Raw genomic sequence first — 19,471 nt, forward strand, 5'->3', positions numbered from 1 at the left:
TTCGATGAGTACGCCAGAGCAACGCTGGCATCCCGATGTGACCGTGGCTACCGTCGTGGTGCGCGATGGACGCTTTTTGCAGGTGGAAGAAGCCATCGGCGGCCGCCTGCTGTTGAACCAGCCTGCCGGGCATCTGGAGCCGAACGAAAGCCTGCTGGATGCGGCCGTGCGCGAAACCCTCGAGGAGACTGGCTGGGACGTGCGCCTGACCCAGTTCATCGGTACCTACCAATGGGTTGCCCCCAACGGACAGTGCTTTTTGCGCTTTGCATTCGTTGCCGATGCGCTAGCCCATCACTCCGAACGCAGCCTCGACACCGGCGTGGTGCGCGCGCTGTGGATGACCCCGGACGAACTGCGCGCCTCCACCGAGCGCCTGCGCAGCCCACTGGTGTGGGAGGTGGTTGCCGACTACCTGGCAGGGCAGCGCTATCCGCTCTCCCCGGTGCGGCACGTCGCATGAGTACGCCACGGATTGTGGTGGGTGTGTCCGGCGGCGTGGATTCGTCGGTGGCGGCGTGGAAGCTGGCGCAGCAAGGCGAGCCGATCGCGGGGCTGTTCATGCAGAACTGGGCCGACGACGGCAGCGGCGATTGCCGCGCCGAAGACGACCGCCGCGATGCCGTGGCGGTGTGCGGCGTGCTGGGCATCCCGTTTCATTTTCGCGATTTCTCCGGCGAATACTGGAGCGGCGTGTTCGCGCATTTCCTGGCCGAATATGCGGCCGGACGCACGCCCAACCCAGACGTGTTGTGCAACCGCGAAGTGAAGTTCAAGCATTTTCTGGATGCAGCACAGGCGCTGGGTGCCGAGCGCATCGCCACCGGCCATTACGCGCAGGTGGCGCATCGCGGCGGGCGGTGGCGGCTGCTGCGTGGCGCCGACCGCGGCAAGGACCAGAGTTATTTCCTGCATCAGCTGGGGCAGGCGCAGTTGGCCGCCACCCTGTTCCCGATCGGCGATCTGGAAAAAAGCACGTTGCGCCGGATTGCCCAGGATGCCGGCTTGCCGACCCATGCCAAGAAGGATTCCACCGGCATCTGCTTCATCGGCGAACGCGATTTCCGCGAGTTTCTGGGCCGCTACCTGCCCGCGCGCGCCGGCGAGATCCGCGACCCGCAGGGGCAGCGCATCGCCGAGCATCCGGGGGTGTTCTATTTCACCCTGGGCCAGCGCGAAGGGCTGAACATCGGCGGCGTGCGCGGGCGGGCGGCGGCGCCGTGGTATGTGGTCGGCAAGGATGTGGCGAACAATGTGCTGTATGTGGACCAGGACCGCGACAGCCCGCTGCTGCAATCGCGCTGGCTGCAGTCCGAACAAGCCCACTGGGTGACCGGGGCGCCGCCGGCACGCCGGTTCACCTGCACTGCGCAGACGCGCTACCGTCAGCCCGACGAGCCCTGCACGGTGGAGGTGCAGGACGATGGCAGCGTGCAGGTGCGCTTCGAACGGCCGCAACGGGCGGTGACGCCGGGGCAGTCGCTGGTGCTGTACGACGGGCAGGAGTGCCTGGGCGGCGCGGTCATCGCCGCCACCGACGCACCGCTGGAACGCCAGTTGGCGGGATCTTCTTTTTCCTCTGAGGTAGTGGCTTGATGAGTGTTTCCATGGATCACCGTGTGCTGGCGCTTGCCGGCGTCGCTCAGGCCCTGCAACAGGTGCGGCGGATCGCCGAGACCGGGCATTCGGAAGCGGCGACGGTGCGTACCGCCATGGACAGCGTGTTCCGGGTGGACGCCGCCTCGCCAGAGGCCGTGTACGGCTCGGCAGCGGCGCTGGCGCCTGGCCTGCGCCTGCTGCACAACTACTTCCGCAACCAAGGCCAGGACGAAGTGCTGCCGCGCCTGGCGCTGGCCGTGCTGCAGCTGGAGCGCCGGTTCGTGCGCGATGCCAGCACCGTCGCCACTGTCGCCAGCGGAATCGACGCGGCAGCGCGCCAGGCCCAGCAGCTGGGCGACAGCAGCCACCCCGATGTATTGAGCTCGCTCGGCGGGCTGTACGCGCAGACCATCAGCCACTTGCGGCCCAAGGTCATGGTCCAGGGCAACCCGCACTACCTGGGCCAGGCCGGCGTGGTTGCGGAGATCCGCGCGCTGTTGCTGGCAGCAGTGCGCTCGGCGGTGCTGTGGCGGCAGATGGGCGGCAGCCTGTGGGATTTTTTGTTCGCCAAGCGCGCGATGATCGAAGCGGTGGACCGCGCGTTGCGCTAAATGGCGCGAAAAAGCCGCCTGCATCTGCGCGCTAGCGGCCGCTGACGCGCGCCAACGGCGGTTGAATGGGCCAGGCGATGTGGCGATCGTCGCTAAAGACAACGGGGGCAGTGCCGATACAGCAACCGTGACTCTGCCGAGAACGCCCATGTATTCACGTCCACTCATCCGTCTAGCCGCTCCTTTGGCTCTGACCTTGCTGTTCCCCTTCGCTGTCGGATTCGACTGGCCCGCTTCGGTGCGCTGGGCGATCCTGGCGACCATGACCCTCAGTTGGTTGGGTTTCGCTGCCTGGGTGACGTATTCCCAGTTCCGGCCTAATCCGGACCAGGCCCGCATCCTGCGCGAGCAGGACCAACTGCTCAACGAACTGCGCACGTTCGTCAGCAACGAAGTCGACGGTTCGCGCTCGGAAGTCGAGCGTGCCCGCGAACTGATCCGCCAGGCCGTGTCCGGCCTGGGTGGCAGCTTCGAAGCGATGAATCGCAAATCGCGTCAGCAAAGCCAGGCACTGGCCCGCATCGTCGACCGCGCCGGTGACGATGGCAGCGCCGGCGTCGACGTCGCCCGCTTCGCCCAGCACGCCAGCTCCCGTATGGAGCAGTTGGTGGAAGCGCTGGAACAGGTGAGCGGCCAAAGCACCAATACCGTCCATCACATCGACGAGATGGCGCAGCATCTGGATGGCATCTTCGCGCTGCTGGAAGACGTCAAGTCGATTGCCGACCAGACCAACCTGCTGGCCTTGAACGCCGCCATCGAAGCAGCGCGTGCCGGTGAAGCCGGTCGCGGCTTCGCCGTGGTTGCCGACGAGGTGCGCAACCTGTCCGAGCGTTCCACCACCTTCAACGAGCAGATCCGCAAGCTGGCACACAGCTCCAAGGAATCGATCGCCAAGGTGCGTGAAACGGTCTCGCAGCTGGCCTCGCGCCACATGGACCGCTCCCGCGAGGCGCGCCATGAATCGGCCGCCATGCTGGAGAACGTCGCCCAGATCAACGCCTCGTTGGGCGATGGCATGCGCGAGATCTCCGAATGCGCACGCTCGATCGATGGCAGCGTGGCCGAAGCGGTGCGTGCCCTGCAGTTCGAGGACATCGCCACGCAGACGCTGAGCGGTATCCACACCCACCTGGATCGCCTGACCGCGATCAACCGCGAAGCGGTGGCGCTGCAGGAACTGCTGCATCGCAATGGCGGCGTGTACGACAGCGACCTGGTCGCCGCGCTGGCCAAGGTGTCCAACCGCCTTCGCGACATGCGCGTGGAGTGGGAGCGCCCGCCGCACAAGCCGGTGGCGCAGCAAGGCATGGGTGCCGGCACGGTCGAGTTGTTCTAAGACCGATGCCGCCACGCAGCTGCTGATTCCGACATTCCCCGGCCTTCCGGGGATTTGTCGTTCCGTTACGACCTGGTGTTCCGCCCATGACGCTTGTTGCCCCGACCATCGATGCCCCTACCGCCGCACTGCAGGCCGCTGCATTGGCAGCCGCACAGGCCGAGCGCATCGCGCAAAGCGATGCGGCCAGGCCTGCATTGCGGCGCGTCCGCATGCCGGCCGCGCTGGAACGGCTGGAACACAGCGCACGCGCGGAGCTGCTGGCCCTGATCAACCCGCGCCGTGCATGCAGCGAAGAAGAACTGCTGTTTGCAACCGTGGCCTGGGATCTCGGTCTGGATGGTGCCGCGGTCAGCGGATCGGCGCGGTAAGCCCAGCGCCGCACAGCGGGGCATGCCTCGGCAGGCGCCCTGCTGTGTTGTTTGAACTGCCCGATCTCAGCTTTCTGAGCCGTCCACTGCTTTCGCTGCTCCCGGGAGCGCTGATGCCGTGCGCACGCGCTCCTTGTCCCCCTGCCCGGCCGAGACGCGCTCACACCGGCGGTGGTTTGTCAGGTCTGGCCAAGGCCTCTACCATCCACCTCTCCTCCTGAGCCCGTCACCAACCCGGGCGATCAGCATGCTGCCTTCTTCGGACTGAGCGCTGGATGTCATGAAAATCCGTTGCCTGGCGTTGTGTGCGGCAGCCTTTTCTAACTCGGCCACTGCGGCAGATGACAAGGTGTATCTCGAATTTCTCTGGGATGCCCGCCCACCTCATTCGATTGCCCGCCAGCAAACCATCCAGTTTTTGACCGATGGTCAGCACACTCACCAGGTGTGTGTCGCGACCAATCTCGCCGAGACCGATGTAGGTGGGTTGGTAGTGAAGGCCTTCGATGCCTCCGGGCAGGAAGTGTCGAGCCACCAGTACCCCGACTACCGTGGCGTCAAGCACTGTTACGATGCCGATCTGGGCCAGGGAGGCAAGCCTGGCCTATGGACATTTCGCGCTAGCACAGGAGACGGGCGCACGGGGGAAGAGACGCTGCAGGTCCATGCCAGGCTGGCAGACTCACCCCTGTCGAATGATCCGGGAACACCGTATGTCGTCGGCCGCCCGAACTATGACGCAGCGATCCCACCGGCCGAGTGGCATGGCCGCCTTATCTGGGAAATGCAGGTCAATCCGCAAGGCACGGTGACCGGGGTCACCGTGGTGACAGCGGAAGGCGTTGGCTTGAAACTTCGCAGCCGTGCGATCGCGGCCGGCTATCTGTCGCTTTTCTTCCCGGATCAACGGCGAGCGCGCACACCGCTGCTCTGGAGGCGCGAGCTGTTGTTCGAACCGGAATGACCGGTAGGATGTCGATTGATCACACTGCATCAGTCGATGCTTACCGGGTGAAACGGCTACGCCGGCAGTCATGCATGCACGTACGGGACAACAGCCCTGGTTCTTCGTCGCGCCATCGAGCCATTCTGGATCCGTTCGGAGGATGCTCCAATCGCTTCCGGGGAGATCCATAACATCCCGCATTGATCCATTAGGCGATGCGTCTGGACCGGACTGTGCCCCTGGCCAGCAACGACCCCATCTAGGTGTCTGCAGCAGAAAGTGCCAATACCCCGTGGGATGAGCAGGCGCGATCCGCGCCGCTTGCGATGCACGTGCTGGACATCACGTAGGGATTTGGCTCAGATCGCCAGCAACAGGCAAGCAGCAAAGCTGTCGCCTGTCCTCGTACCGCAGCGGCACGGAGCCGATCACATCACTGGGTGATCGTGCGCGACACCACATATGCGCAGCCAGCAGGTCAGCGGCTTAGCTGGCAATCACCAGCCGTGCGCCCAACCGCATGCCGGCGTCGGCTTCGCGCAACCACTGCGCCATGTCGCGCGGCGATAGCGGGCGTGAGTAGAAGTAACCTTGGATTTCGTCGCAGCCCTGCTGGCGCAGCAGTGCATCTTCCTGCACGGTTTCCACGCCTTCTGCGACCACCTGCATGCCCAGGGCATGCCCCAGATGGACGATGGCCTGGGTGACTTCGGCCGTGTTGGCGTCGTCGAGCATGCCTTGCACGAAGCTGCGGTCGATCTTCAAACGCTGCACCGGGAACCGGTTGAGGTAATGCAGGTTCGAGAAGCCGGTGCCGAAGTCGTCCACCGCCAGCAGCACGCCGTTCTGTTCGAACAATTCGAAGCAGCGGCGTAGCGAATCGGAGTCGCGAATCAAGGCAGATTCGGTCAGCTCCAGCTCCAGGCGCGAAGGCGACCAGCCATTGTCGCGGCAGATTTCCAGCACGCGCTCGGCAAAGCCGCGTTCGCGCAATTGCACCGCAGACACATTCACCGCAACGCGGCTGAAATGCAGCCCGGCCCGATCCCAGACCACGGCCTGACGACACGCTTCGCCGATGACCCACTCGCCCAGACGCACGATCTCGCCGCATTCTTCGGCAATCGGGATGAATTCGACCGGGCTGCAGGGTCCATGGCCAGGGCGATTCCAGCGCATCAGCGCTTCGATCGCCGGCGATGCATCGTCCACGGTGTTGACCAGCGGCTGGTAGACCAGCGTGAATTCTTCGCGCTCGAGCGCGCCTTGCAGCGCATGCTCCAGCTCCAGGCGGCGCTGCGCGCGCAGCAGCACGTCCTGGCTGTAGTAATGGTAGGTATTGCGCCCGGACTCCTTGGCTGCGTACATCGCCGCGTCGGCGGCACGCAACAGGCTGTCGAAATCCGACAGCCCTTCGCCCTGCAGCGCGATGCCGATGCTGGCGCCGAGCTTGAGGGTGACGTGCTCCTTGCGCAGCGGCTCGCCGAGCGCAGCAATCAATTTGCGCGCCACGTGGCCGGCATCTTCGGGCTCGGACATATCGCGCAGCAGCACGATGAATTCGTCGTCGCTGAAGCGGCCGAACAGGTCGCTATTACGCAGATGTTGATGCAGGCGCGACGAGGCCAGCTTGAGCAGGTTGTCGCCGGTGGCGTGGCCGAACGAATCGTTGATGCTCTTGAAGCCATCCAGATCGATCAGCAGCATTGCCAATGTCTGGCCGCGCTCGCTCGCTTCGCGAATGGCGTTTTCTGCCTGCTCGCGCAACAAGAAGCGGTTTGGCAAACCGGTCAGACGGTCGTAATGGGCAAGCAGCTCGATGCGCTCGTTGGCTTCGCGCTCGCGGGTGATATCGCGGAACAAGGCAACAAACCGCGGCGGCAAGCCCTCACGACGATCCAGTTCGATCAGCACCTGCACCCAGACACGCTGGCCGGAGTTGCGATAGAAACACAGCTCCAGCTGCTCGGGCAGGCCGCCATCGGAGATACGCAGCAGCGCGGCCTCGAAAGCGTCGCGCGAATCCTGCGTATACAGCGACAGCGCCTGCTCCAGGGTGATGTTTTCCTTGCGCAGGCCGTGAATGCGATAGCACTCCTCGGTCCATTGCATGCGCCGGGTGTCGACCTCGATCTCGCAGCCGCCGATCTTGCCCAACGCGGACACGCGATTGAGCAGCTCGGTGCGCCAACGGATCAGCGCGTCGGTCTGGCGTTGTTCGGTGACGTTCTGCAGCTGGCCAAGCACGCGCACCATGCTGCCGTCGCCATCGAACACCGGCTGTGCCCACACGCGCAGATGATGCGGGTTGGCACCGAGCAGGCCGTTGATCTCCATCTCGAAGTGCACCGGCATGCCTTCGTGCTTGATCTTGCGCCAGGCGCTGCGCAGCTGCGCAACCGAAGGCCCAGCCAGCAGGCGCAGGATGTCGCGGATGCCTTGCAGACGAACCTGGGTCATGCCGAGTTGTTGCAGGAAATCCTGCGACACCCACAGCGCATCGTGATGCGAATCCCAGCTCCAGCTTCCCATGCTGGCAATGCGCTGGGCTTCTTCGAGCTGTGCCTGCTGATCGCGCAGCTGCTGCTCGAGCAATTTGTGATGGTGCACGTCGGTATGCGTGCCGACCATGCGCAACGGACGTCCGTCGGCGGTGCGCGATACCACGCGGCCGCGATCCAGGATCCAGCGCCACTGGCCGTCGTGCTGGCGTAGCCGAAATTCGGCCACATAGGTATCGGTACGGCCTTCCAGATGCGCCTGCACCGCCGCGCTGACATGCGCATGGTCTTCCGGATGAATCAGCCCGGACAAGGCAGTGAGATTGTTCGGCAGCGGCTGCTCGGAATAACCGAGCATGCGCGTCCAGCGCTCGGAGCGGTACACCACATCGGCCGGAATATCCCAATCCCACAAGCCATGATCGGCGCTGTCCAGGCCTATCTCCCAGCGACTGGTGCCATCGGCACCCTTGGGCTCGGGAATGCTCAGGGTGAATGCCATGATCTGGCCGTGCTCGTCGCAGACCGCACGCAGCCAGCCCTCCAGCCGCCCGCCGCCGGTGCCTGGCAATACGCAGGGCGCCATGCCCCCGCTTTCGGCCAATTGGGCACGGCTGCTTTCCAACACATCGGCGTATGCGCCGAGGGTTGCCGGCAATCCGAGGGATTGTGCAACGCGGTTGGCCGCCAGAGGCTGGCCATGCGCATCCAACAACACCACCGCCGAGGTCAGCGGGTGCTGCAGCATGCTTGCAATGACGCCTGAGTCCACTCTGGAACACTCCGAAGAATCGACCCCGGCCTTCGGAGTCGCAATGGATAACGGCCGTGCCGGCCAATAGTTGAGGCACCTGTTGCGAGCTGGACCGAACCGGCCCGAGTTGCGGCTAAGATGGCCGCATCGCCAGCACTCAAGGTCGTCCGCGGATCCATGCAACAGCCCGTCGCCGCGCCCGCATTTTCGTCTGCCCCCGTCTCCTGCCTCCGTCTGGCCGAGCGCCTGCAGCAAGGCTTGTGGACACTGACCGGCCTGTACCTGCTGGTTGGCGTGATCTGGCTGCTGCTGGGTAACCGGCTGCTCAACCTGGCCGGCGCCGCCATGCCGGAGCGCTGGTCGGATGCGAGCTTTCTGGTGCTGTCCAGCATCGTCATCCACCTGGTGCTGCGCCGCTTTACCGGCTTGATCGTGGACGAGTACGCCCAGCTGGCGCAGTCCGAGGCGTTGCTGCAAGCCAAGTTCCTGGCATTGCCCAGCCCGGCCTTCATTTACGACCTGGCCACCATGCGCATCCTCGACGCCAATCCGGCGGCGCTGGAATTCTTCGGCTGGGAGCGCGACGAGTTCCTGCAGCAGACGCTGCAGGCGATCTGGCCCAATGCCGATGGCGAGCGGCTGGAAGAGATCATTGCGCAGATCCGTGGCAAGGGCGATGCCACCTGCGTGTTGAACGAAGACCTGATGACGCGCAGCGGCCCGCGGCATGTCGAGGTGCGCAGCAACCAGCTGCATCTGGCCAGCGGCCCTGCCCGCCTGGTCGTCACCGTAGACCGTAGCGAAGAGCGCCGGGCGCAGGATCTGCGCGACGAGGCGCTCGAACGCTTGGAAGAGGCGCAGAGCATCGCGCGGCTGGGCTCCTGGCAACTGGATCGCACCACCGGCCTGGGGCGCTATTCGCCGGCGGTCTACCGCCTTCTGGGGCGCAGCGTGCCGATGCACCGTCGTGAGCATCGGCTGGAAGAATTGCTGACCGCCTCCGACAGCGCGACCCAGGTGCGCATCGAACGCATGATCGAAGACATGTGTACCGGTGGCGAGGTGCAGATCGATGTGCTGCTGCCGCTGACCGGTGGCGATTCGCAACCGCGCACGGTGCATCTGCGCGCCGAAAGCGTGACCAGTCCCAGCGGCGTGCGCCATGTGCACGGCACCTTGCAGGACGTGAGCGAACGCGAGCAATCGCGCCGGCTGCTGCGCGAACGCGAGGAGCAGTTTCGCGAACTGGTGCGCGTGCTGCCCGACGGTGTGCTGATTCTCGCCGACGAGCATGTGATGTACGCCAACGCGGCCGGCTCGGCCCAGTTCGGCTTCCATGGCGAAACCATCCTGGGCGAACCACTGCAGACCCTGGTGGGCGACAACGACCTGCCGGTGGTGCGCGAATACCTGCGCGCAGGCAGCGATCGCAATGAGCCGGTCTCCAGCGCACGCGCCATGCGTCGTCGCGACGGCAGCACCTTCTACGCAGGTCTGTCGGCCGGCGACATCCGCTACGGCGGACGCAGCTGCAAGTTGCTGGTGGTGCGCGATCTGAGCGAACCCGAGCGCATGCGCGATGCCCTGGCCGAGAGCAATGCCGAACTGCAGGCGATGGCCAAACGTCTGTTTTCGTTGCAGGAAGATGAGCGGCGTGCCATCTCGCGCGACCTGCATGACGACATCGGGCAAGCGATCACTGCGATGAAGTTGTCTGCGCACGCAGCCCTGGATGAGCCGGACGCGGACGCGCGCCGCGAGGACTTGCTGGAAGTCGTGTCGCTGGCCGACACCACGGTGACCAAGCTGCGCAATCTGTCGATGCTGTTGCGCCCGCCACAACTCGATGCCCTGGGCCTGGAGGCAGCGCTGCGTTGGCAGGCATCGATGCTGTTCCGCGCCTCGCAGGTTCGGCTGGAGCTCGATATTCAGGCACTCGAGGAACGGCCGGGCAACGAGATCGAACAGGCCTGCTTCCGGATCGCGCAGGAAAGCCTGACCAATGCGTTGCGGCACGCCTGCGCCGGCGAAGTGCACCTGCGTCTGCATTCGATCGATGGCGACAGTTTCCGCCTGGAAGTCAGCGACGACGGCGATGGGTTCGAGCCGGAGGGTCCGCGTGGGCTGGGACTGATCGTGATGCGTGAGCGTGCGCAAACCGTCGGCGGCACGCTCGCGATAGAATCAGCCCCCGGAGCAGGCACGCGCGTGACGTTGCGCCTGCCCTATCACCCGGTCGGCGAGTCCGTCCACGACGATGGTGGACGTTGAGTCATGTGGAGTCCCGCAATCCCGCCCGGACTGGAAATCGTCAAGCCCACCCGGCTTGGCGCGGGCAACCCCGAATTGCTGCACCTGGTGGATGCGGCCGCGTCCGGCGGCCCGCCGCTGATGATCTTCCACGTCGATATCGATCACTTCGCCTCGATCAACGAGAACATGAGTGGCGAGGTCGGCGACCAGGCGCTGACGCTGGCAGCGCGCAGGCTGCAGGAATTTCTCGGCACGCGCGGCAAGCTGTGGCGCCACGGCAGCGATGAAATGGTGGTTGTAGCGGTGCGCCGCGACGACACGCCCCTGCCGGAAGATTTTGCCGAGGAAATCCGCCAGCAACTGGAACTGCCGCTGTCGGTGCTGCCGTATACCTTGTTCATGACCGGCAAGGTCGGCATCAGCCTGTGTCCGGAACATTCCACCTCATTGTCCACGCTACTGGATTACGCCGAAGAAGCCAGCTACCAGGCCGCGCGCGAAGGCGGCAACACGGTGCGGCTGTACACGCGCAACTCGGCCACCAACGCGCATAGCGAAAGCATCATTGCGCGGCAGATCGTCGATGCGATTCCGCACGGCGAATTGCGCCTGCGCTATCAGCCGCTGGTGAGTGCGCGCGACGGCCGCATCGTGGGCATGGAAGCGCTGCTGCGCTGGCAATCGCCCACCCTGGGCATGCTGGTGCCGGAACGCTTCATGCGTACCGCCGAGCGCCTGGGCGTGATCGTGCAGATCGGCGAATGGGTATTGCAGAACGCAGTACGCCAGGCGCGGCTGTGGCGAGACCAGGGTTTCGACGATTTCAGCATTGCAGTGAATGTTTCCACGCTGCAGCTGTTGCGCCCGGGCTTCTTCAACGAAGTCATGGCGATGCTGCAGACCGCCGGTGTGCCGGCGCAGTTCGTCACGCTGGAGATCAACGAAAGCGCGCTGACCAACAACGTCAATTTCGTCCACGAGACGATGGCCAATCTGCGCAACGAAGGCATCAGCCTGAGCCTGGACAACTTCGGCACCGGCGATTCCAGCCTGAGCGCGTTGGTGCGCTACCCGGTGGACCGGCTCAAGATCGACCGCAGCTTCATCAAGAGCGCACCGGCCGGCAGCCGCGAGGCGGCGATTGCGCGTGCCATCATCGCCATGGGCCACCAGCTCGGCATGACGGTGATTGCCAACGGCGTCGAATCGCAGGCGCAGCTGGGCTTTTTGCGCCGCAACGATTGCGACATCTTCCAGGGCTACCTGTTCGGCGAGCCGATGTCGGCCGAGTCGGCCGGCATGGCACTGCGTCGCCGCTACCTGCGCCCGGAATCATTTGCCGAAAGCCGCCCCGACCGCACGCTCTTGCTGCTGGACGACGAAGAAAACGTGCTGCGCTCGCTGGTGCGGCTGTTCCGCCGCGACGGTTACCGGATTCTGGCAGCCGGCAACGTGCGCGACGCCTTCGACCTGCTGGCCACCAACGATGTGCAGGTGATCCTGTCGGACCAGCGCATGAGCGACATGAGCGGCACCGAGTTCCTGGGCCGGGTCAAGATGCTCTACCCGGACACGGTGCGCCTGGTGCTCTCCGGCTACACCGACCTGGCCACCGTCACCGAGGCCATCAACCGCGGCGCGATCTACCGTTTCCTGACCAAGCCCTGGAACGACGACGAGCTGCGCGAGCACATTCGCCAGGCATTCCGCACGCATGATGAGTTGCGTAATGGCCGGGAATAGGGAATCGGGATTGGGGAATCGGTAGAGCAGACCTCTGCGTCTTGTTGCTTCTCAGACACGCAACCAGATCAAGCGAGCGAAAAGCTACCTTACCGATTCCCGATTCCCAGCGCGTCAGCGCGGCTGCCGGATCGGTAGCGTGATCCTGAAACTGGCACCCTGCCCTGGCGTGCTTTCCACGTCGATGCGGCCGTGGTGCTTGTTGATGATGCCGTAGGAAATCGACAGGCCCAGGCCGGTGCCGCTGCCGACCGGCTTGGTGGTGAAGAATGGGTCGAAGATGCGCTGCAACAGATCCGGGGCGATGCCGGCACCGCTGTCCTGGAACTGGATCCAGACGTTTTCTGCTTCGTCGCGACCGGTGGTCACGGTGATCGTGCCGCGCTCGACGATGGCCTGGCCGGCGTTGAGCAGCATGTTCATGTAGACCTGGTTGAGCTCGGATGGCAGGCACTCCACCAGCGGCAACTCGGCGTAGTTGCGCTCCAGCGTGACCTTGTACTTGAGCTCGTTCCAGATGATGTTGATGGTGGATTCCAGACCCGCATGCAGGTCGACCATCTTCCACGACTCGGACCGGTCCGAGTACGAGAAGTCCTTGAGGTCGCGCACGATGCGGGTCACCCGCTCGATGCCTTCGCGCGATTCGGCCATCAATTGCGGCAGATCGCGGCTGATGAAGTCGATGTCGGCGCGGTTGCGGATTTCGTCGATTTCCGGAATCAGCGCCTTGGGATCCGGCGCCTGCAGCGCGCGCTCGTAGGCTTCGATCAGGGTGAACAAGCTGCGTAGATATTCCTGCAGGCTGCCCAGATTGGAGTGCACATAACCGATCGGATTGTTGATTTCGTGCGCCACGCCTGCGGCCAGCTGGCCGATGGAGGCCATCTTTTCCGATTGCAGCAATTTGTCCTGCGCACCGTTCAGGCGCAGATAGGCCTGGCGTAATTCGGCATGGCGCTGTTGCAGCTCGCGCTCGTAATCCTGCTGGCCTTCGATGTTGTGGAACAGCGCCAGAAAATGCCCGGGCCCGGACTCTTCGTTGTAATACAGATGCGCGATGACCACCCGGTCGGCGACCGGCAGGCTACCGGTCCAGCTGCCCTTGCTACGCGCCTGATTGAGTGCGTCCGATGGCAATACCTGCGAAATGCGCTCGCCCAGATTGCGATCGTCGGTGGGGTCTTCCTTGCACAGGCTCTGGCGTGCGATGGCATTGGCCAGAATCAGCTTTCCGTCTGCGCGGAACAGCAGCAGCCCCTCCATCATCTGGTCGCCGAAGGCGCGCAGGATATCCGGGGAAGGCAGTAAGGCTTGATTGAGAAAAAACTTGGCGGTCACGGGAGCAGGCGGCGTAGAGGATGCCTCAATATACGCCGAACCATTGACGCTCCGTATTGTCGTCTTGCATTACCCGGCGATGGGACGCAGAGCCAACGGCACCTGCCTGCTCGCCCAGGCTTGCCGCACCATCTGCAGCCCGGCGTGCTGCAGAACAGCCTGCAACTCAGGCCACTGCCAACGAACGCCCGCCGCGCAACACGCTCGATTGCCCCTTGGCATCGTAGGACGGCGCACTTTCGGTGCGGCCCAGGTGACGCAGCGCCCAGTTCACTTCGCGGCGCCGGCGTGCCAGCAGCGCGCCATTGGCGCGGTTGGCTTCGGCCAGCTCACGCAGCCGCTCTTCTTCGCCTGCAGGCATCGCCGCTTCCAGCGCTTGCAGCGCCGACAGCTTGTCCTGCGTGTGTCGCATCAGCCCATCGATGTCGTTCTCGAGTAATGCCTGGCGTTCGCCGGCCAGCGCATCGCTGAGACGTTGCAGGAACTCGTTCACGTTCATCCTTTCCGTCGGGGATCAACCCGCCAGTTGCTGATTCAGATCCATCATGCGGCTGGCGATGGCGTCCGGGTTGATGGAATAGCTGCCGTTCTGCAATGCATCCTTCACCGCCTGGACGCGACCGGTGTCGATCGCCGAGGACTGCGAAAGCTCGCGCTGCAGGTTCTGCAGGTTGGTGGCTTCGCCGGTCAACTTGACGCTGTCGGTCGGCGGGGTTGCGGCAACCGGAGACGCGCGGTCTTCGCCGGCCGAAGCGATCTTGCTGCTGGTGGCCGTGGTGCGAAGAGTGGCAGCGGTCGGTAGATTGCCTTCGATTTTCTGGGTCATGTCAGGAACTCCTCTACAGGTCGTAGGGGATAACGGCACCCAGAAAAAAAACTTTATAGAAATTTTTTACCTGGAGACCACAACGGTTCCGCTCGCTTCAACGATGCCCTGCACCACCCGGCGCGAGGACGAATTTTCCACCGATACGCGCTCGTTTTCGCCGGCGTCCGACAGGGCGCGACCACTCATGCGCACCTCCAGCCCGCCATTGCGCGAGACCAGCGGCACGGTGTCGCCGCGCCGGACCAGCCGCTGCGTCACCAGATCGTTGGCCGAGAGCAGCGAGCCGGCCGGCAGGACGCGGCGGGCGGTCTTGCCCACCGCAGCGACCGGGTCGGCAAGCACCGCGCCGACGATGCGGGCGGCGTCACGCTTCTCGATACTGATATCGGCCAGCGAGATGGTTTCTCCAGCGCTGATGCCGCGGCGCAAGACCAGCACGTCCTGGTTGCGACGCACCTTCAACGGCACGAACAGGCGCCAGCCGGCCGGCTGCGGGCACGCCACTTCCACCGTATTGGTGCCGGTGGGCTGCGCCTGCAGCGCGATCGGGCAAGCCGGCATGCGCAGGCCCGGATCGAGCGTGGCCTCGGCCTCGGCGTCCGGGCCGACGGTGGCCAGCGCCGCAGCACGAATGGAATCGACGGACTGATAGCTCTGGGCCCAGGCCGGAGCGGCAGCCAACAAGATGACAAGCAGGAGCAGGCGCATGGGACCAGATCCGGAGGAAGACGGGACAGGCGTTGCAAGCGGCGTGCCTGTTTTTTGCCGGGATTGGGGAATCGGGATTGGGGATTCGTAAAAGCGGCCTTGCGGGTGATTCATTTATCCACTGCCGAAGCCCCTTCACCGACCGGATCTCTTCGACAACCATACCGAGCTCTCAAGGATGCAGAAGCAGCAGCGGCAGACAAACTCGCTAATGCACGCTTTAAGCGAATCCCTAATCCCAAATCACCTCATCCCGGCGCTTGAGCGAATCCCCAATCCCCAATCCCAACAGCGCCCCGACCAACCATAAAGCCCTCAAGTTTCCAGAGGGCGCTGTCGATATCTGCCCCATGACCCACGATCTGCTCAACCGCATCGACCAGCGCACGCGACTGGCTGGCCACAACCGACTGGCCCTGCTGCTGTTCCGGCTGGGCGGACGCCAGCTTTTTGGCGTCAACGTCTTCAAGGTGCAGGAAGTGCTGCGCCGGCCGGAACTGTTCCAGGTGCCTGGCTTGCCGACCGAGTTCGCCGGCGTGGCCGACGTGCGCGGGCGCTCGGTGCCGGTGCTGGATCTGGGCCTGGCCATCGGCCACCCGGAACGCGATTCGCATTCGGAAAACGGTCCCGGCTATTTGGTCGTTGCCGAGTTCAACCGCTCGGTCCAGGGTTTTCTGGTCAGCGGAGTGGAACGCATCGTCAATATCGCGGTGGAAGATATCCACCCGCCGCCGGAACTGGGTGCCGAAGCCACTTATTTGACGGCGGTGACGCGTTTCCAGGGCGAGCTGATCCAGGTCATCGACGTGGAGAGCGTGCTGGCCGATATCGCCAAGGTGAGCAAGGACGTGCAGCTGGATCCCTCGCTGCAGCTGGTGGCCTACGACCGCCAGTTCCAGGTACTGGTGGTGGACGATTCGCGCGTGGCGCGGCAGCAGATCCGCAGCGTGCTCGACCAGTTGGGCGTTTCGGCCACCCTGCTGTCCGATGGCCGCCAGGCGCTGGATCACCTGCTACAGGTGGCCGCCTCGGGCGAAAACCCGGCCTACCGCTACGCCATGGTGATCTCCGACATCGAAATGCCGGCAATGGACGGCTATACGCTGACGACGGAAATCCGGCGCACGCCGGGCCTGCAAGGCCTGTATGTGCTGTTGCACACCTCCCTGTCGGGCGTGTTCAACAACGCCATGGTCGAGCAGGTGGGCGCCAACGCCTTCGTGGCCAAGTACAGCGCCCATGAACTGGCCGACTATGTGCTGGCCCGCCTGAAAGTGGTCGCAGAAGCGGCCTGAGCAAGACCAAGCGGCTGCCGGGTCGGAGCCGATGGCAGCCACAAGGTGCTGCCCAGCTGCAAAAGCACTGCAGCGCAGAAAGGTGAGGCAAGCGCGTCCACGCGATTCCGACGTCACATCTGCTGACGCCAGACTGCGCCTCGGGACTGTCGAACCTTCCGGCCTGTGAGTGTGACCGCGCCAATTCCGCGACGGATGGCGTGGCCATCGCGTTTCCGGACAGCAAGCTGCCGTGCGCCGGCAGCGCCGATCCTTCTCCGCGTTCCATAGCCCGTACCACTCGATTGGCACAAACATTGCTTTCTCCCTGGCAACACTTCGCGGGAGAGCACCGTGTCCAGCCCCTTCTCTTCGTTCCTCGGCGTCCATGGCGACGCGTTGACGCTGCGCGAGCAGCGCATGAAGCTCATTGCCAGCAATCTGAGCAACGTGGACACGCCCGGGTACAAGGCCAAGGACCTGAACTTCGAGGCGGCGCTGAAGTCGGCGCAGGGCGAGCAGGATGGCGGTCTGCTGCAGACCACCGACGCCAAGCATTACGAAGTGGGCGGCGGCGCCGGGCTCAACCCCTTCCAGTTCACCCGCGAAGCCGATCAGCCCAGCCTTGACGGCAATACCGTCGATCCCGATGCCGAACGCGCCGCCTACGGCCGCGCCGCGCTGGAATACCGCGCGTCGCTGAGCTTCCTCGAATCCAAGGTGCGCTCGATGCTCACCGCGATCACGGGCCAATAAGTCATGAGCAATCTTCCCATCTTCGATGTGGCCGGCTCGGCGCTGCACGCGCAGTCGGTGCGCCTGAGCACCATTGCCTCCAACCTGGCCAACGCCGATTCGGTCGCAGGCTCGGCCGAGGCGACCTACAAGCCGATCGAGCCGATCTTCCAGGCCCAGCAAAGCCGCCAGGACCCCAGCCTGACCTCGGTGAACGTCAAGGAGATCACCACCACCAATGCGCCGCCGATCCGCCGCTACGAACCCGGCCACCCGCTGGCTGACGCCGACGGCTACGTGTTCTCGCCCGACGTGGATCCGGTCTCGCAGATGGTCAACATGATTTCCGCCTCGCGCAATTACCAGGCAGGCGTGGAAATGCTCAATACCGCCAAGGAACTGGCGCTCGCGACCCTCACCATGGGTCGCTGACCCTTCCTAGCTGACCCTTACCAACGGAATACTCCACATGAGCACGATCGGCAGCGATCTCTACAAAAGCCTTGGCCTGAGTACCAGCAGCACCGTCGCCAAGAAGGAGGAGGCACTCGGCCAGGCCGACTTCCTCAAACTGATGACCGAACAGCTGCAGCATCAAGACCCGCTCAAGCCGATGGAAAACAGCGCGTTTCTCGGGCAATTGGCGCAGTTTTCCACCGTGCAGGGCATTGGCGACCTCAATACCAAGGTCAGCAACTTTTCCGATTCGATGAACAGCGACCAGGTGCTCAAGGGCGCGGCGCTGGTTGGCCACAACGTGCTGGTGCCCTCGGCGCAGGTAGCGATCGATGCCACCGGCTCGGCCAAGGGCGTGGTGGCCGCGACTTCGGCCGGTTTCGTCAATTTCGAAATCACCGACGCCAACGGCACCTTCGTCAAACAGATCAGCGTGCCGGCCAGCGCCGCCGGTGAGGTGTCCTTCGACTGGGATGGCACCGACGCAAACGGCAATCGCATGGCGGCCGGCAAATACGGCGTGACTGCCACCCAGACCGACACCGCCGGCTCCAAAAGCAAGTTGTCTACCTATGTCCAGGCACCGGTGGACAGCGTCACGATCGGCTCGGACGGGTTGTATCTCAACCTGACCGGGCTAGGCACTTCCCCGCTCGCCAACGTGCTCCGCGTCAGCTGAGCCGGCAACCAACACCTAAAGGAACTCATCCATGGGCTTCAATACCTCGTTGTCCGGCATCAACGCAGCCAATGCCGATCTGAACGTCACCTCCAACAACATCGCCAACGTCAACACGACCGGGTTCAAGGAATCGCGCGCCGAATTTGCCGACATGTTCCAGAGCACCAGCTATGGCCTGTCGCGCAATGCGGTCGGTTCGGGCGTGCGCGTCAGCAACGTGGCGCAGCAGTTCTCGCAGGGCAATATCGACCCGACCGGGCGCAGCCTGGACCTGGCGGTCTCCGGCGAAGGCTTCTTCACTGTCTCGTCCAACGGCGCCAAGATGTACACCCGCGCCGGCAATTTCCAGACCGATGCCAACGGCTATGTGGTCAACCCGCAGGGCGCACGCCTGCAGGTGTTCGCGCCCAATCCCAGCGGCAACGGGTTTGACGTAGGCCGCCTGTCGGACCTGCAGTTGCTGACCACCGACAGCCCGCCAAAATCCACCTCCACGGTCAACCTGGCCTTCACCCTGCCCGGCAATGCCACCGCGCCGACGGTGACCCCGTTCAACCCGGCCGACGACAAGACCTATAGCCATTCCACCGGCGGCATCAATGTCTACGATTCGCTGGGCGTCAGCCATGTGCAGACCTCCTACTTCGTCAAGACCGCCAACCCCAACGAGTGGCAGGTCTACAACTACGTGGACGGCGCTGCGGTCGGTGCCCCGACCACCCTGCAGTTCTCCGATACCGGCGCGCTGACCACCCCGGCCAACGGCATCATCGCGATGGACCCGTTCACCCCGAGCACCGGCGCGGGCGTGCTGAACATGCAGCTCAACGTCACTGGCTCCACCCAGTACGGCGAAGCCTTCGCCCTGCGCGATACGCGCCAGGATGGCTACGCCAGCGGCAAGCTCAACGAAATCAGCATCGACACCAGCGGCGTGGTGTTCGCGCGCTATTCCAACGGTGCCGACAAGCCGCTGGGCCAGGTGGCGCTGAGCAGCTTCGTCAACCCGCAGGGCCTGCAGTCGCAGGGCAACAACATGTGGGCCGAGAGCTACACCTCCGGTGCCGCCCGCACCGGCGCGCCGGACACCTCGGACCTGGGCCAGATCGAATCCGGCTCGCTGGAAGCCTCCACGGTGGACCTGACCGAGCAGCTGGTGAACATGATCGTGGCCCAGCGCAACTTCCAGGCCAACTCGCAGATGATCTCGACCCAGGACCAGGTCACCCAGACGATCATCAATATTCGTTAAAAGCCGGGATTGGTGATTCGGGATTAGGGATTCGCAAACGCTGGTATCACGTCCATCGGATGCCAGCCCGCGGCCCC

18 protein-coding genes are annotated in these 19,471 nt (G+C 64.2%); 13 read left to right on the forward strand and 5 right to left on the reverse strand.

Annotation, left to right across the window (positions count from 1 at the left end; all coding sequences use genetic code 11):
• Positions 1-4: 4 nt before the first annotated feature.
• The 6 genes from J7396_RS20215 to J7396_RS20240 all read left to right on the forward strand — a co-directional run bounded on the left by J7396_RS20215 (position 5) and on the right by J7396_RS20240 (position 4,884).
• Positions 5-463, forward strand: a complete 459-nt coding sequence (locus J7396_RS20215; protein ID WP_209262007.1) for an NUDIX hydrolase — start codon at positions 5-7, stop codon at positions 461-463.
• Positions 460-1,596: a tRNA 2-thiouridine(34) synthase MnmA gene (gene mnmA, locus J7396_RS20220; RefSeq protein WP_209262008.1), complete on the forward strand. Its 1,137-nt coding sequence runs from the start codon at positions 460-462 to the stop codon at positions 1,594-1,596. The genes J7396_RS20215 and mnmA overlap by 4 nt, the downstream gene beginning before the upstream one ends.
• Positions 1,596-2,210: a high frequency lysogenization protein HflD gene (gene hflD / locus J7396_RS20225; protein ID WP_029819372.1), complete on the forward strand. Its 615-nt coding sequence runs from the start codon at positions 1,596-1,598 to the stop codon at positions 2,208-2,210. The genes mnmA and hflD overlap by 1 nt, the downstream gene beginning before the upstream one ends.
• A gap of 61 nt (positions 2,211-2,271) precedes the next feature.
• Positions 2,272-3,549 carry a methyl-accepting chemotaxis protein gene (locus J7396_RS20230; RefSeq protein ID WP_014090132.1) on the forward strand — a complete coding sequence of 426 codons (1,278 nt, stop codon included), beginning with the start codon at positions 2,272-2,274 and terminating at the stop codon, positions 3,547-3,549.
• Positions 3,550-3,635: 86 nt separating this feature from the next.
• Positions 3,636-3,920, forward strand: a complete 285-nt coding sequence (locus tag J7396_RS20235; protein WP_011347295.1) for a hypothetical protein — start codon at positions 3,636-3,638, stop codon at positions 3,918-3,920.
• A gap of 280 nt (positions 3,921-4,200) precedes the next feature.
• Positions 4,201-4,884: a hypothetical protein gene (locus J7396_RS20240; RefSeq protein WP_008575787.1), complete on the forward strand. Its 684-nt coding sequence runs from the start codon at positions 4,201-4,203 to the stop codon at positions 4,882-4,884.
• Between the two features lie 468 nt (positions 4,885-5,352).
• On the opposite strand, the gene J7396_RS20245 is transcribed toward J7396_RS20240, so the two are convergent.
• Positions 5,353-8,139, reverse strand: coding sequence for an EAL domain-containing protein (locus tag J7396_RS20245; RefSeq protein WP_209262009.1), 2,787 nt, complete (start codon positions 8,137-8,139; stop codon positions 5,353-5,355).
• Between the two features lie 120 nt (positions 8,140-8,259).
• On the opposite strand from J7396_RS20245, the gene J7396_RS20250 reads away from it, so the two are divergent.
• Positions 8,260-10,392: a PAS domain S-box protein gene (locus tag J7396_RS20250; protein ID WP_029819371.1), complete on the forward strand. Its 2,133-nt coding sequence runs from the start codon at positions 8,260-8,262 to the stop codon at positions 10,390-10,392.
• Positions 10,393-10,395: 3 nt separating this feature from the next.
• Positions 10,396-12,117 carry an EAL domain-containing protein gene (locus tag J7396_RS20255; RefSeq protein ID WP_209262010.1) on the forward strand — a complete coding sequence of 574 codons (1,722 nt, stop codon included), beginning with the start codon at positions 10,396-10,398 and terminating at the stop codon, positions 12,115-12,117.
• A 114-nt stretch (positions 12,118-12,231) separates the two neighbouring features.
• Here the strand turns inward: J7396_RS20255 and J7396_RS20260 are convergent, their stop codons facing one another.
• The 4 genes from J7396_RS20260 to flgA form a co-directional block, all read right to left on the reverse strand.
• Entirely contained in the window at positions 12,232-13,458 is a 1,227-nt protein-coding gene (locus J7396_RS20260) for an ATP-binding protein (RefSeq protein ID WP_008575791.1), read from the reverse strand.
• Positions 13,459-13,624: 166 nt separating this feature from the next.
• Positions 13,625-13,957, reverse strand: a complete 333-nt coding sequence (locus J7396_RS20265) for a flagella protein (protein WP_003482942.1) — start codon at positions 13,955-13,957, stop codon at positions 13,625-13,627.
• Positions 13,958-13,972: 15 nt separating this feature from the next.
• A complete protein-coding gene (flgM, locus tag J7396_RS20270) occupies positions 13,973-14,284 on the reverse strand; it encodes a flagellar biosynthesis anti-sigma factor FlgM (RefSeq protein ID WP_003482943.1) in 312 nt (103 codons plus the stop codon).
• Between the two features lie 66 nt (positions 14,285-14,350).
• A complete protein-coding gene (flgA, locus tag J7396_RS20275; RefSeq protein ID WP_008575794.1) occupies positions 14,351-14,995 on the reverse strand; it encodes a flagellar basal body P-ring formation chaperone FlgA in 645 nt (214 codons plus the stop codon).
• Between the two features lie 350 nt (positions 14,996-15,345).
• Here flgA and J7396_RS20280 point away from each other — a divergent pair, with 350 nt between their 5' ends.
• The 5 genes from J7396_RS20280 (at position 15,346) to flgE (ending at position 19,394) form a co-directional block, all read left to right on the forward strand.
• Entirely contained in the window at positions 15,346-16,290 is a 945-nt protein-coding gene (locus tag J7396_RS20280) for a chemotaxis protein (protein ID WP_209262011.1), read from the forward strand.
• Between the two features lie 333 nt (positions 16,291-16,623).
• A complete protein-coding gene (gene flgB, locus J7396_RS20285; RefSeq protein WP_003482950.1) occupies positions 16,624-17,025 on the forward strand; it encodes a flagellar basal body rod protein FlgB in 402 nt (133 codons plus the stop codon).
• Between the two features lie 3 nt (positions 17,026-17,028).
• Positions 17,029-17,436 carry a flagellar basal body rod protein FlgC gene (gene flgC, locus J7396_RS20290; RefSeq protein WP_005914451.1) on the forward strand — a complete coding sequence of 136 codons (408 nt, stop codon included), beginning with the start codon at positions 17,029-17,031 and terminating at the stop codon, positions 17,434-17,436.
• Between the two features lie 37 nt (positions 17,437-17,473).
• Positions 17,474-18,139: a flagellar hook capping FlgD N-terminal domain-containing protein gene (locus J7396_RS20295; protein WP_005914450.1), complete on the forward strand. Its 666-nt coding sequence runs from the start codon at positions 17,474-17,476 to the stop codon at positions 18,137-18,139.
• Positions 18,140-18,170: 31 nt separating this feature from the next.
• Positions 18,171-19,394, forward strand: coding sequence for a flagellar hook protein FlgE (gene flgE, locus J7396_RS20300; RefSeq protein ID WP_003482957.1), 1,224 nt, complete (start codon positions 18,171-18,173; stop codon positions 19,392-19,394).
• Positions 19,395-19,471 lie beyond the last annotated feature (77 nt).

This window comes from Xanthomonas sp. A1809, from assembly GCF_017746015.1.
In the GTDB taxonomy this organism is placed as follows: Bacteria; Pseudomonadota; Gammaproteobacteria; order Xanthomonadales; family Xanthomonadaceae; genus Xanthomonas; species Xanthomonas euvesicatoria.